The following is a 12,745-nucleotide window of genomic DNA, read 5'->3' as shown; positions in this document are numbered from 1 at the left end:
TGAAGTAACCTCGAAACTTTATTACTTTAGTAGTGTCGTAGAGGGGCTGTTTAATCGGTAATGGTGAGGATGTAAAGCCATTAACAAGTCATTGTGTAGCGTCGTACACTTTTAAAGTACCAAAGTACCTGACTTTGGTTAGGAGATATGGATGAAATCATTGTTTAAAGTCTCACTGTTGGCTGCAACTTTAGCGGTTAGCCTCAATGCCCCTCTGGTAATGGCTGCTGAAAGTAGTGCTGAGTCCTCAGGACAAGTGGCATTAAATTCTGCGTTTAAAGATCAGAACCAACAATCGGCTTATGCACTGGGTGCCTCGTTAGGTCGTTACATGGAAAATTCTTTAAAGGAACAAGAGAAGCTCGGTATTAAGTTAGATAATAAGCAATTGATCGCAGGTGTGCAGGATGCCTTTGCAGGGAAAAGCAAACTTTCAGATAGTGAAGTTGAGCAGACGCTTAAAGCCTTTGAAGGTAATGTAAAAGCTGCTGCGCAAGCGAAAATGGAAAAAGATGCGAAAGAAAATACTGAGAAAGGAAATGCATTCGCAGCGAAATTTGCTAAAGAGAAAGGTGTGAAGAAAACGGCATCAGGATTATTGTACAAAGTTGAAAATCCGGGTACTGGCGCCACGCCAACCGATAGTGATACTGTTGTGGTGAACTATAAAGGAACACTTACAGACGGTACACAGTTTGACAGCTCTTATGATCGACATGAGCCACTTTCGTTCCGTCTTGATGGTGTTATCCCTGGTTGGACTGAAGGTCTAAAACACATTAAGAAGGGAGGAAAAATCCAGTTAGTAATTCCTCCATCTCTAGCATATGGCCAAAATGGCGTTCCAGGTATTCCACCAAATTCAACGCTAATCTTTGATGTTGAACTTCTTGATGTTCAGCCTGCACCAAAAGCTGGGGATGCGACACAAGCCCCTGCGGCAGATGCAACATCTTCAAGTAAAAAGTAAAAGCCTAGTCTGCTCGACACCACTGCTTAGCAGTGGTGTTCTCCCTTTTTTCTGACCTTTGCATTGACTTGGAGACAGAGTGATGCGCTACGCCATTGTAGTGACAGGGCCTGCCTACGGGACTCAAAATGCCACTAGTGCATGGATGTTTGCGAAAGCACTACTTGAGGCAAAACACAGTATTGATTCAATTTTTTTCTATCAAGATGCAGTGAGCAATGCAAATTCACTGACTTCGCCAGCTAGTGATGAACACGATCTTGTCAAAGAATGGGTAAAGCTGAGTAAAGAAAATAAGATCGAACTCAATATCTGCGTATCAGCAGCTTTACGACGTGGAATGGTCGACAGTGAGCATGCGTGCGAAGGTATGTATAATGTTCACTCATCGTTCAACTTTTCAGGGTTGGGCTCGTTGGCAAAGGCCATGTTAACATGTGATAGAACAGTGCAATTTTAATGAACTCAATCGCTTTTATTTTTAAACATCCCCCGCACGGCTCAAGTTCTGGACGCGAAGGACTGGATGCACTTCTTGCCACAGCCGCATTAAGTGAAGATATTGGGGTTTTTTTTATTGGAGAGGGCGTTTTCCACCTTCTCAATTCCCAACAACCAAAGACCATTTTTGCGCGTGATTATATTGTGGCCTTTAAGCTACTTGAGCTTTATGACATTGAGAATGTGTATGTGTGCCAGCAGTCGTTAACGACCCGGGGTATGCTGAAAGAAGCAATGGGAGATATAGCTGTTAAGGCGCTCTCAATAGCAGAAATCCAAATGCAGTTGAACGGCTACGATAGAATTATTAGTTTCTAAGGGGGATCGATGCTCCATCTAATAATGTCATCACCTGCAACTATTGATATGACGTATCTTGAGACATTCATCGGTGAAAGGGATGATGTTCTTCTGCTACAAGATGCTGTGTATGGCGCAATAAAAAATAATCATTATTTTTTTTCGTTTTTAGAAAAAAAGAGGACTGGGCTGTACCTCTTAAAAGAGGATGCGCAAGCCCGAGGAATCACTACATTGATCGATGAGATGTTTGAAATGGTAAGTTACGATCAGTTCGTTGAATTGACTGTAAAGCAATCGAAACAGATCACTTGGTAATACGATATGTTGGTTATTTCTTGACACCCTCTATACTCAGCCCTAAAATTCTGCGTCCTCATAGAAATATGAGGTAGATTTAATACGTGTTTACGAAGCAAAAGCAAAACCAGGAGCTATTTAATGGCAACAGTTAACCAGCTGGTTCGCAAACCACGCGTACGTAAAGTTGCAAAAAGCAACGTACCTGCGCTGGAAGCTTGCCCGCAAAAACGTGGTGTATGTACCCGTGTATATACTACTACTCCAAAAAAACCGAACTCAGCATTACGTAAAGTTTGTCGTGTTCGCTTAACCAACGGTTTTGAAGTTACCTCCTATATCGGTGGTGAAGGTCATAACCTACAGGAACACTCCGTGATCCTGATCCGTGGTGGTCGTGTTAAAGACTTACCTGGTGTGCGTTACCATACCGTTCGCGGCGCACTTGACTGTTCCGGCGTTAAAGACCGTAAGCAGTCTCGTTCTAAGTACGGTGTGAAGAAGCCAAAGGCTTAATGGTTCTCCGTTAAGTAAGGCCAAACGTTTTAACATAAATGTCAAAATAAACTCGTAGAGTTTTGGACAATCCTGAATTATCAACGGAGATATTCCATGCCACGTCGTCGTGTAATTGGTCAACGTAAAATTCTGCCGGATCCTAAGTTCGGATCAGAGCTACTGGCAAAATTTGTAAATATTCTGATGGTAGATGGTAAAAAATCTACTGCAGAATCTATCGTATATAACGCGCTTGAGACCCTGGCTCAGCGCTCTGGTAAATCTGAACTGGAAGCGTTCGAGGTTGCTTTAGACAACGTTCGTCCAACAGTCGAAGTTAAATCACGCCGTGTTGGTGGTTCAACTTATCAGGTTCCAGTTGAAGTACGTCCGGTTCGTCGTAATGCATTAGCAATGCGTTGGATCGTTGAAGCTGCTCGTAAACGCGGTGATAAATCTATGGCTCTTCGCTTGGCGAACGAACTTTCTGACGCTGCAGAGAACAAAGGTACTGCAGTGAAGAAACGTGAAGACGTTCACCGTATGGCCGAAGCCAACAAGGCGTTCGCTCACTACCGTTGGTAATCCCTTCGGTATAGTTGTTAACCCAGCGGGCGCTCTAAAAGCTGACCCGCTGTGGTTAACTTAAATAGAACGTCCTAGAATTCAGAGGAATCAAATGGCTCGTAAAACACCCATTTCACGTTACCGAAATATCGGTATCAGTGCACACATCGATGCCGGTAAAACTACTACTACCGAGCGTATCCTGTTCTATACCGGTGTAAGTCATAAGATCGGTGAAGTTCACGATGGTGCTGCGACAATGGACTGGATGGCTCAGGAGCAGGAGCGTGGTATTACCATCACTTCTGCTGCGACGACTGCATTCTGGTCGGGTATGGCTAAACAGTTTGAACCACACCGTATCAATATCATTGATACCCCGGGACACGTTGACTTTACTATCGAAGTAGAGCGTTCAATGCGTGTTCTTGACGGTGCAGTAATGGTTTACTGTGCAGTTGGTGGTGTTCAGCCACAGTCTGAGACCGTATGGCGCCAGGCTAATAAATATAAAGTTCCACGTATCGCGTTCGTTAACAAAATGGACCGTATGGGTGCGAACTTCCTGAAAGTTGTTGGTCAAATTAAAGCACGTTTAGGTGCTAACCCTGTTCCATTGCAATTAGCGATTGGTGCAGAGGAAGGTTTTACCGGTGTTGTCGATCTGGTAAAAATGAAAGCCATCAACTGGAATGATGCTGACCAAGGGACTACTTTTGACTACGAAGAAATTCCTGCAGAACTGCAAGAATTAGCTGAAGAGTGGCGTCAAAACCTCATCGAGTCTGCCGCTGAAGCGTCAGAAGAGCTGATGGAAAAATACCTTGGTGGTGAAGAACTGACTGAAGCAGAGATCAAAAATGCGCTGCGTCAACGTGTTCTGAACAACGAAATTATTCTGGTCACCTGTGGTTCTGCGTTTAAGAACAAAGGTGTTCAGGCGATGCTTGATGCCGTTATCGAATATCTGCCATCACCAGTTGAAGTTCCTGCTATTAAAGGAATGTTAGACGATGGTAAAGATACGCCAGCTGAACGTCGTTCAGATGATAGCGAGCCATTCTCAGCATTAGCATTTAAAATTGCCAACGACCCGTTTGTCGGTAACTTGACGTTCTTCCGTGTATATTCCGGTGTTGTTAACTCTGGTGATACCGTACTGAACTCAGTGAAATCACAACGTGAGCGTTTAGGCCGTATCGTTCAGATGCATGCTAACAAGCGTGAAGAAATCAGCGAAGTTCGTGCTGGTGATATCGCTGCAGCAATCGGTCTGAAAGATGTTATTACTGGTGATACCCTGTGTGATCCTAGCGCGCCTATTATTTTAGAGCGTATGGAATTCCCAGAGCCAGTAATCTCAATCGCGGTTGAACCGAAAACCAAAGCTGACCAAGAAAAAATGGGTCTTGCTCTGGGTCGTCTGGCAAAAGAAGATCCATCTTTCCGTGTATGGACGGATGAAGAGTCTAACCAGACAATCATCGCTGGTATGGGTGAGCTTCACCTAGATATCATCGTTGACCGTATGAAGCGTGAGTTCAACGTTGAAGCGAACGTGGGTAAACCACAGGTTGCTTACCGTGAAGCGATTCGTAGCAAAATTACCGATGTTGAAGGTAAACATGCTAAGCAGTCAGGTGGTCGTGGACAATATGGTCATGTTGTGATCGATATGTACCCATTAGAGCCAGGCTCAAATCCGAAAGGTTACGAGTTCATCAACGATATCAAAGGTGGTGTAATTCCAACAGAATACATCCCTGCGGTTGACAAAGGTCTGCAAGAGCAGCTGAAATCAGGTCCATTAGCGGGTTACCCGGTAGTAGACTTAGGTGTTCGTCTGCACTTCGGTTCTTACCATGATGTTGACTCATCAGAACTAGCGTTTAAACTGGCTGCATCATTAGCTTTCAAACAAGGCTTTAAACAAGCGAACCCTGTTCTGCTTGAGCCAATCATGAAAGTTGAAGTAGAGACTCCGGAAGAGCACACTGGTGATGTTATCGGTGACCTGAGCAGACGTCGTGGTATGTTGAAAGGTCAAGAATCAAACGCAACTGGCGTTGAGATTCATGCCGAAGTACCATTGTCCGAAATGTTTGGGTATGCGACTCAGTTGCGTTCTCTGACTAAAGGTCGTGCTTCTTACTCCATGGAGTTCTTGAAGTATGACGATGCGCCGAATAACGTTGCGCAGGCTGTTATTGAAGCACGTAGCAAATAAAACTACGGTTTACATTTGATCCCATGCCCTCATCGAGAATGAGGGCATAACAGTAAGGAATATAGCCATGGCTAAAGAGCAATTTCAACGTAATAAACCACACGTAAACGTGGGAACCATCGGTCACGTTGACCACGGTAAAACCACTTTAACTGCTGCAATCACTACCGTTTTAGCAAAAACTTACGGCGGTGCTGCGCGCGCATTCGATCAAATCGATAACGCACCAGAAGAAAAAGCACGTGGTATCACCATCAACACTTCACACGTAGAGTACGAAACACCAACTCGTCACTACGCACACGTTGACTGCCCAGGACACGCCGATTATGTTAAAAACATGATCACCGGTGCTGCGCAAATGGACGGCGCTATCCTAGTTGTTGCGGCAACTGATGGCCCTATGCCACAAACCCGTGAGCACATCCTGTTAGGTCGCCAAGTAGGTGTTCCTTACATCATCGTGTTCCTGAACAAATGTGACATGGTTGATGATGAAGAGCTGTTAGAGCTCGTTGAAATGGAAGTTCGTGACCTGCTGTCACAATATGACTTCCCAGGCGATGACACGCCAATCGTTCGTGGTTCAGCGCTTAAAGCACTGGAAGGCGACGCAGAGTGGGAAGCTAAAGTTGTAGAACTGGCTGGTTACTTAGATTCATACATCCCAGAACCACAACGTGCCATCGACCTGCCATTCCTTCTGCCAATCGAAGACGTATTCTCAATCTCAGGCCGTGGTACAGTTGTTACCGGTCGTGTAGAGCGCGGAATCGTTAAAGTTGGTGAAGAAGTTGAAATCGTTGGTATCAAAGATACTGCGAAATCGACTTGTACTGGTGTAGAAATGTTCCGTAAGCTACTTGACCAAGGTCAAGCAGGTGAGAACGTAGGTGTTCTTCTGCGTGGTATCAAGCGTGAAGAAATCGAACGTGGTCAAGTTCTTGCAAAACCAGGTTCAATCAAGCCACACACCCAGTTCGAGTCAGAAGTCTATATTCTGTCTAAAGATGAAGGCGGCCGTCATACTCCGTTCTTCAAAGGCTACCGTCCACAGTTCTATTTCCGTACAACTGACGTGACTGGAACCATCGAACTGCCAGAAGGCGTTGAAATGGTAATGCCAGGCGACAACATCAAAATGGTTGTTACCTTAATCCACCCAATCGCAATGGATGACGGCTTACGCTTCGCAATCCGTGAAGGTGGTCGTACCGTAGGTGCGGGCGTTGTTGCTAAAGTTATCGCTTAATTGATATAACTTTACTGGGAAAAGAGCGCTTAGGCGCTCTTTTTTTTTAATTAATAAAAAAATAATAATAACGGATATAAGTAAATTTAATAAGAAAATATTGTTTGTTTTATTTCAAACCGAGAATATAATTTAGAAAGTTAACTGCTTAATATAAATGGATTTTTATGAGATTAACTTTTTATCCAGTGATTCTTATCGTTATATTCTTAATTTCATCATGTAAAGATAAAAATAGTAATACTCAAGGGTTTACAGAGAATGAATATTTTTATATATCATCAGAGTATCCCTCTATAATTAAATCTATGATGGTTAATAAAGGTGATAAAGTAAAGATAGATATGCCTTTATTAAAACTAGATAGTGAGGCTTTACTTAACCAAAGAGATAATCTTATAAAAAATAAGCAGTATGAAGAATCCATTTTAAAAAATATTGAAAAAGGAATACGTCAAAGCGAGATAGATATTATCGCGATAGATATCAGACGATTGTCAAATGAAAGTAAAAAAATGAATTCAATCTTAGAAAGAAAGCAGACGCTACATAAAAAAGGATTTCTTTCGATAGATGAGTTAGAAAATGAAAAATTAAAAGTACAAAAAATAAATTATGAGTTAAAAAGTAAAGAAGCAGAATTGGCTAATAAGATTTTACCAGCTAGAGAAGATGAGATCAATGCACAACGTATTAGAATAGAAAATATAGGAATTCAGATAGAAAAAGTAAATGTTGATATTGCTAAATCAACACTAAAAAGTCCAATAAATGGAATGGTACATGATATTTTACGTAAAAAAGGTGAAGCAGTTGCAGTAGCGAGTCCCATTATAGTAATTATCCCTGAAGATGAAATAAAAATAATATTTTATCTGAACAGAACTCAACTGTATAAAACTAAACTGGGTGATACTATTTTCGTAAATATTCATGATATAAAAAAAGAATATGAAGCAAAAGTCAATTACATATCCCCAGCTCCTGAATATACACCACCAATGTTGTATGATAGTAGAAATGATAATTTAGTTTATTTAGTTGAAGCTCGGATAAAAGAAAAAGGAGTTAGTTTACCTGCAGGGATACCAGTAGAGATTATTTTAAAATGAAGCACTGTGTTGAGCTAAGTAGTATATGTAAATCATTCAATAAAATTAAAGTAATAAACGATATTTCTTTAGAAATTCCTGAAGGGAAAATAATAGGATTTATAGGCCCTAACGGAAGTGGTAAATCTACTCTTATTAATATTATATGTGGATTAATCTCAATCGATGGCGGTAGTGGTAGCTGCATGGGATTCGACATCTCCCTCGAACAGGCTAAAATCAAATCGAGTATCGGTTATATGACACAAAATTTTACTTTATGGGAGTCGTTAACTGTCATAGAAAATTTAAAGTTTATTGGAACAATAAGAGGCGTAAGCGATGTTGATAATAAAGTTGAATTATTGATGATAAGACTGGGTCTTGATCGTTTTAAGAATACCTTAGCGCGGCATTTATCAGGGGGATGGAAACAGAAATTATCTCTCGCTTGTGCCATAGTTCACAGTCCAAAAATGTTGTTTCTTGATGAGCCGACAGCAAGTGTTGATCCATTATCGCGCAAAGAATTTTGGAATTTGATATATGAACTTTCAGCGCAAGGTATGACAATATTGATTGTCACTCATGCTATAGATGAAATTGAAAAGTGTGATAGATTATTTTATATGAATAAAGGTGATTTGCTTTTTGCAGGGAGCTTATCGCAATTGCTTCAGTCTCATTCTCTCACTACAATATTGGTTAAAGGTGAATCCTTTGATGAGTTTTTTACTGAAATGTTGAGAGTAAAAAAAATTCAAATAGTACATAGAGATAAATGGTTATCTGTTACAGGCTATCTAAATATAGAAGAATTAAAAATAAAATACCCTGATCTAGTAATAGAAATCATCACAACCCCGCTTGAATCAGTGCTCTATAATTTATCCTGTCACTAAGCGATAATAAATATATGTTACAAAACAATATTTTTTCTGCACTAATAAAAAAAGAATTTAAAGAAATCATTAGAGATAAAATTATAATTCTATTGATTATAGCTATGCCTATTATTAATTTGATTATTATGGGTTATTCAGTCAATATGGATTCTAAAAATATATCGACTGTTGTCATTGATAATGATAATTCATTATTCTCAAGAAATATTATTAATGGAATGAGAACAAGCGGGTACTTTAATGTAGATGTACAGCATGATGGTAACCCGCAGAGGAAAAGTACATTTACTGGAGATGTGAAAATCGTCATTCATATACCTGCATCTTTCTCGAAGGATATTTTGAATAATCGCGATTCACAAATTCTTGTTGAAACAGATGCAACTGATCCCAACAGCACGGCTAACGCGTTACAAGTATTACAATACTTAATTTCCCATGTTCAAGATAAGGAACTGCGTAAATTTTCTGCAGGCAATGGAAAATCTAACGTCACAACCACTCTAATATCAAGAAAATGGTATAATCCGACGGGTGATACAAAGATCAATATCATTCCTGGTTTGATAGGGATGATCCTATCGATAATGCCGATGTTAATGGCATCTTTATCTATCGTGAAAGAAAGAGAGCGGGGAACGCTGTTACATATTCATAATGCAGGGATAGGTGGTTTACATTATATAATTGGAAAATCTATACCTTATCTGATAATTGGTATAATTCAGTTAACCCTCATGTTAATGGTAAGTGTGATAGTAATGAAAATTCCTATGCAAGGGTCTTATTTTGAGCTTATAGTCGTTTCTATTTTGTTTATTGTTCTCAGTGTCACCATCGGTATCATTCTCACTACCCTTATCCATAATCAACTTCAAGCAATGCAAATACTGTCTTTTTACTTTCTATTTTCTAACATGCTATCGGGATTTCTATCACCCTTTGAAGCAATGCCTATATGGTCGCAAATACTCGGTAGTCTAATTCCATTAACTCATTTCATACGGTTAGTGAGGGGTATTATGATAAAAGGGGACAGTATTTTTCAGATGACAAATGACCTATCTCATCTGTTCGCTATCTTCATTGTTACGTCCCTGATTGCTTACATTCTGGTGAATAGACGCTGGGGTAAATCTTTTTAGAATTTTATGCTCAATCAAACAGGCTTGGCATGTGGTAAATATAAAAACAGCCTATCCCGGACAAGGACAAGAAGGTTCCATAGGGAATGATGACGATTTTGCTGTGGGAGTACAAGTAGTGATAGCAGTAGAAGGGGATAGCGGTTAGTGATGCTGAAATAATAATAATTGCAAGTTGTTGAACATCAAACCAAGTTGCCAATGCTACGATAAATTTCATATCGCCCTGTCCTAAACCTACTTTTTTTTTAAATGCAAAGTACAAACGATTTATTAGCCAGAGCAGGACATAACAGCTTAAAGCCGTAATTAGAATCGATATAACATTAAGGCCTAATAGCCAAGGAGAAAGACCGACGCCGGTCAGCGTCAATGCTCCTACTATAGGGTTAGGAAGTAAAAAATAATACCAATCAATACAGGCTAAAAGTAAAAGAAGAGTGCTAAATAAACTGAAAATGAAATAGTGGAAAGGTAATGCACCGGTAGCGAATTGTAATACTAGATAAGAGCTCAAAATTAAAGTCCAACACGGGTATAAGATTGAAGTGAAAAGCTGATCGAGTCGTGTCAACCTTGGTGTATAAGAACACCATCGAGTCATCGTCCTTAGATACCATTGATGAACTGGAATACCGGGTACATAGCAGACTAAGCTGCACCGAATTAGTGTAAATGACAAAAGAGATAAGGCTAACAAATTGAGTGTAAGCATACTACTAGACCTCGAAGAATCACATTATGGAGAATAGTCATAAACATCGGTGGGAGTCGTGTCGAGGAATGAGTCTGAAATGTACATACCTCGCTGCAAATATCTCCCTTATCGATTTAAAGCCATCGAAAATCGTGGAGGTATCTCACAGTTAAGTACAAAAACCAAACAAGGGTTGCATTGACAAAATATCTAAGTATAATGCGCAAGCTCGCTCGTTATAGGGGCGCGATTCGAGCTGAATCGCAGAGTAGCGATTTGCTACCTCTAATAATACTCCCGATTGGGGAGTTATATGCTGAACGATTACACTCTCCCATCAATCGTAATGGGTACGAGGAGTAATCATTTTCGTTTATAAAATGTTTGGAGCTCTGGTCTCATGCAGAACCAAAGAATCCGTATTCGTCTTAAAGCGTTTGATCATCGTCTGATCGATCAATCAACCGCGGAAATCGTCGAAACTGCTAAGCGCACTGGTGCGCAAGTACGTGGCCCGATCCCGCTGCCGACTCGCAAAGAGCGCTTTACCGTTCTGATTTCTCCGCACGTTAACAAAGATGCGCGTGATCAGTACGAAATTCGCACTCACAAACGTCTGGTAGACATCGTTGAGCCAACTGAAAAAACCGTTGATGCTCTGATGCGTCTAGACCTGGCTGCAGGTGTTGACGTGCAGATCAGCCTGGGTTAATCAGGACATCGAGCGATTGAGAGGTTGATACAATGATTGGTTTAGTCGGTAAGAAAGTGGGTATGACGCGTATCTTCACTGAAGAAGGCGTTTCTATCCCAGTAACCGTAATCGAAGTTGAAGCAAACCGTGTTACTCAGGTTAAGAGCCTAGAGAACGATGGTTACCAAGCTATCCAGGTCACTACCGGTGCTAAAAAAGCAAACCGTGTAGTAAAACCAGAAGCAGGTCATTTTGCTAAAGCTGGCGTTGAAGCTGGCCGTGGCTTATGGGAATTCCGTGCTGAAAGCGCTGAATACACCGTTGGTCAAAGCATCAGTGTTGAAATTTTCGCTGACGTTAAAAAAGTAGATGTAACTGGCACCTCTAAAGGTAAAGGTTTCGCAGGTACCGTTAAGCGCTGGAACTTCCGTACCCAGGACGCGACGCACGGTAACTCCTTGTCTCACCGTGTTCCGGGTTCTATCGGTCAGAACCAGACTCCGGGCAAAGTGTTCAAAGGCAAGAAAATGGCAGGTCAATTAGGTAATGAGCGTGTAACCGTTCAGAGCTTAGAAGTCGTTCGCGTAGATGCTGAACGCAACCTGCTGCTGGTCAAAGGTGCTGTTCCGGGAGCTACCGGTAGCGACCTGATTGTTAAACCAGCTGTGAAGGCGTAAGGGGATAGCAATGGAATTAGTATTGAAAGACGCGCAGAGCGCGCTGACTGTTTCCGAAACTACCTTCGGTCGTGATTTTAACGAAGCGCTGGTTCACCAGGTTGTTGTTGCTTACGCAGCAGGTGCCCGTCAAGGTACCCGTGCGCAAAAAACACGTGCCGAAGTCACTGGTTCTGGAAAGAAACCATGGCGTCAAAAAGGTACTGGCCGTGCGCGTGCAGGTTCTGCTAAGAGCCCAATCTGGCGTTCTGGTGGAGTAACCTTCGCTGCACGTCCGCAGGACCACAGTCAGAAAGTTAACAAAAAGATGTACCGTGGAGCGCTGAAAAGCATTCTGTCTGAACTGGTACGTCAAGAACGTCTGATCGTTGTCGAGAAGTTCTCTGTAGAAGCACCTAAAACTAAGTTGCTGGCACAGAAACTGAAAGATATGGCATTGGAAGATGTACTGATCATCACCGGTGAACTGGATGAGAATCTGTTCCTGGCTGCGCGTAACCTGTACAAGGTTGATGTGCGTGATGCAGCAGGAATCGATCCAGTTAGCTTGATTGCCTTCGACAAAGTCGTAATGACTGCTGACGCAGTTAAGCAAGTTGAGGAGATGCTGGCATGATTCGTGAAGAACGTCTGCTGAAAGTAGTGCGTGCACCGCACGTTTCTGAAAAAGCGTCTGCCGCGATGGAAAAAACAAATACCATCGTACTCAAAGTTGCAAAAGACGCGACCAAAGCAGAAATCGTAGCTGCCGTAGAAAAGCTGTTTGAAGTTGAAGTTAAAGATGTGAACACTTTACTGGTTAAAGGTAAAGTTAAGCGTCACGGACAGCGTGTTGGTCGTCGTAGCGACTGGAAAAAAGCTTACGTGACCCTGAAAGAAGGCCAGAATCTGGACTTCGTCGGCGGCGCAGAGTAAGTCGGA

16 protein-coding genes are annotated in these 12,745 nt (G+C 41.7%); 15 read left to right on the top strand and 1 reads right to left on the bottom strand.

Annotation, left to right across the window (positions count from 1 at the left end; genetic code table 11):
- Positions 1-151 precede the first annotated feature (151 nt).
- From fkpA to HGT73_RS07785, 11 genes are all read left to right on the top strand, one after another.
- Positions 152-970: an FKBP-type peptidyl-prolyl cis-trans isomerase gene (fkpA, locus tag HGT73_RS07835; RefSeq protein WP_214213344.1), complete on the top strand. Its 819-nt coding sequence runs from the start codon at positions 152-154 to the stop codon at positions 968-970.
- 82 nt (positions 971-1,052) lie between these two features.
- Positions 1,053-1,430 (top strand): sulfurtransferase complex subunit TusD, encoded by a 378-nt coding sequence (gene tusD, locus HGT73_RS07830; protein ID WP_214213684.1) that lies wholly within the window; start codon positions 1,053-1,055, stop codon positions 1,428-1,430.
- The gene (gene tusC / locus HGT73_RS07825; RefSeq protein ID WP_407073151.1) at positions 1,424-1,789 is read left to right on the top strand and encodes a sulfurtransferase complex subunit TusC; all 366 of its coding nucleotides are present in this window, start codon (positions 1,424-1,426) and stop codon (positions 1,787-1,789) included. Before tusD ends, tusC begins: the two co-directional genes overlap by 7 nt.
- A 9-nt stretch (positions 1,790-1,798) precedes the next feature.
- The gene (tusB, locus tag HGT73_RS07820) at positions 1,799-2,089 is read left to right on the top strand and encodes a sulfurtransferase complex subunit TusB (RefSeq protein WP_214213339.1); all 291 of its coding nucleotides are present in this window, start codon (positions 1,799-1,801) and stop codon (positions 2,087-2,089) included.
- A 123-nt stretch (positions 2,090-2,212) separates the two neighbouring features.
- Positions 2,213-2,587, top strand: coding sequence for a 30S ribosomal protein S12 (rpsL, locus tag HGT73_RS07815; RefSeq protein WP_006120575.1), 375 nt, complete (start codon positions 2,213-2,215; stop codon positions 2,585-2,587).
- 96 nt (positions 2,588-2,683) lie between these two features.
- Positions 2,684-3,154 (top strand): 30S ribosomal protein S7, encoded by a 471-nt coding sequence (rpsG, locus tag HGT73_RS07810; RefSeq protein WP_048912872.1) that lies wholly within the window; start codon positions 2,684-2,686, stop codon positions 3,152-3,154.
- A gap of 94 nt (positions 3,155-3,248) precedes the next feature.
- A complete protein-coding gene (gene fusA, locus HGT73_RS07805; RefSeq protein ID WP_214213337.1) occupies positions 3,249-5,363 on the top strand; it encodes an elongation factor G in 2,115 nt (704 codons plus the stop codon).
- A 67-nt stretch (positions 5,364-5,430) separates the two neighbouring features.
- Positions 5,431-6,615, top strand: coding sequence for an elongation factor Tu (gene tuf, locus HGT73_RS07800; protein WP_214213335.1), 1,185 nt, complete (start codon positions 5,431-5,433; stop codon positions 6,613-6,615).
- A gap of 167 nt (positions 6,616-6,782) precedes the next feature.
- On the top strand, positions 6,783-7,727 hold the full coding sequence (locus tag HGT73_RS07795; protein WP_214213333.1) for an HlyD family secretion protein: 945 nt from the start codon (positions 6,783-6,785) through the stop codon (positions 7,725-7,727).
- Complete coding sequence (locus HGT73_RS07790; RefSeq protein ID WP_214213331.1) at positions 7,724-8,608, top strand: ABC transporter ATP-binding protein; 885 nt, start codon at positions 7,724-7,726, stop codon at positions 8,606-8,608. The genes HGT73_RS07795 and HGT73_RS07790 overlap by 4 nt, the downstream gene beginning before the upstream one ends.
- Positions 8,609-8,622: 14 nt before the next feature.
- Positions 8,623-9,756: an ABC transporter permease gene (locus HGT73_RS07785; RefSeq protein ID WP_214213329.1), complete on the top strand. Its 1,134-nt coding sequence runs from the start codon at positions 8,623-8,625 to the stop codon at positions 9,754-9,756.
- Between the two features lie 10 nt (positions 9,757-9,766).
- Here the strand turns inward: HGT73_RS07785 and HGT73_RS07780 are convergent, their stop codons facing one another.
- Positions 9,767-10,273, bottom strand: a complete 507-nt coding sequence (locus HGT73_RS07780) for a prepilin peptidase (RefSeq protein ID WP_214213327.1) — start codon at positions 10,271-10,273, stop codon at positions 9,767-9,769.
- Positions 10,274-10,853: 580 nt separating this feature from the next.
- Between HGT73_RS07780 and rpsJ the strand changes: the two genes are divergently transcribed.
- The 4 genes from rpsJ to rplW are packed head-to-tail and all read left to right on the top strand — an operon-like array spanning position 10,854 to position 12,739.
- Entirely contained in the window at positions 10,854-11,165 is a 312-nt protein-coding gene (rpsJ, locus tag HGT73_RS07775) for a 30S ribosomal protein S10 (protein WP_001181005.1), read from the top strand.
- Between the two features lie 32 nt (positions 11,166-11,197).
- Entirely contained in the window at positions 11,198-11,824 is a 627-nt protein-coding gene (rplC, locus tag HGT73_RS07770; protein ID WP_048912859.1) for a 50S ribosomal protein L3, read from the top strand.
- A gap of 10 nt (positions 11,825-11,834) precedes the next feature.
- Positions 11,835-12,440: a 50S ribosomal protein L4 gene (gene rplD, locus HGT73_RS07765; protein ID WP_048912858.1), complete on the top strand. Its 606-nt coding sequence runs from the start codon at positions 11,835-11,837 to the stop codon at positions 12,438-12,440.
- The gene (gene rplW, locus HGT73_RS07760) at positions 12,437-12,739 is read left to right on the top strand and encodes a 50S ribosomal protein L23 (RefSeq protein WP_092678362.1); all 303 of its coding nucleotides are present in this window, start codon (positions 12,437-12,439) and stop codon (positions 12,737-12,739) included. The genes rplD and rplW overlap by 4 nt, the downstream gene beginning before the upstream one ends.
- The last annotated feature ends 6 nt before the right edge of the window (positions 12,740-12,745 follow it).

Source organism: Rosenbergiella australiborealis (genome assembly GCF_018494035.1).
GTDB lineage: Bacteria > Pseudomonadota > Gammaproteobacteria > Enterobacterales > Enterobacteriaceae > Rosenbergiella > Rosenbergiella australiborealis.
This window is presented reverse-complemented; position numbering and strand designations above follow the sequence as displayed.

Coding starts and splice junctions, on each gene's coding strand:
- rpsJ (WP_001181005.1), top strand. CDS start 10,854: ATGCAGAACCAAAGAATCCGTATTCGTCTTAAAGCGTTTGATCATCGT.
- fkpA (WP_214213344.1), top strand. CDS start 152: ATGAAATCATTGTTTAAAGTCTCACTGTTGGCTGCAACTTTAGCGGTT.
- HGT73_RS07795 (WP_214213333.1), top strand. CDS start 6,783: ATGAGATTAACTTTTTATCCAGTGATTCTTATCGTTATATTCTTAATT.
- HGT73_RS07785 (WP_214213329.1), top strand. CDS start 8,623: ATGTTACAAAACAATATTTTTTCTGCACTAATAAAAAAAGAATTTAAA.
- fusA (WP_214213337.1), top strand. CDS start 3,249: ATGGCTCGTAAAACACCCATTTCACGTTACCGAAATATCGGTATCAGT.
- rplD (WP_048912858.1), top strand. CDS start 11,835: ATGGAATTAGTATTGAAAGACGCGCAGAGCGCGCTGACTGTTTCCGAA.
- tusD (WP_214213684.1), top strand. CDS start 1,053: ATGCGCTACGCCATTGTAGTGACAGGGCCTGCCTACGGGACTCAAAAT.
- HGT73_RS07790 (WP_214213331.1), top strand. CDS start 7,724: ATGAAGCACTGTGTTGAGCTAAGTAGTATATGTAAATCATTCAATAAA.
- rpsL (WP_006120575.1), top strand. CDS start 2,213: ATGGCAACAGTTAACCAGCTGGTTCGCAAACCACGCGTACGTAAAGTT.
- rplW (WP_092678362.1), top strand. CDS start 12,437: ATGATTCGTGAAGAACGTCTGCTGAAAGTAGTGCGTGCACCGCACGTT.
- tuf (WP_214213335.1), top strand. CDS start 5,431: ATGGCTAAAGAGCAATTTCAACGTAATAAACCACACGTAAACGTGGGA.
- rplC (WP_048912859.1), top strand. CDS start 11,198: ATGATTGGTTTAGTCGGTAAGAAAGTGGGTATGACGCGTATCTTCACT.
- tusB (WP_214213339.1), top strand. CDS start 1,799: ATGCTCCATCTAATAATGTCATCACCTGCAACTATTGATATGACGTAT.
- rpsG (WP_048912872.1), top strand. CDS start 2,684: ATGCCACGTCGTCGTGTAATTGGTCAACGTAAAATTCTGCCGGATCCT.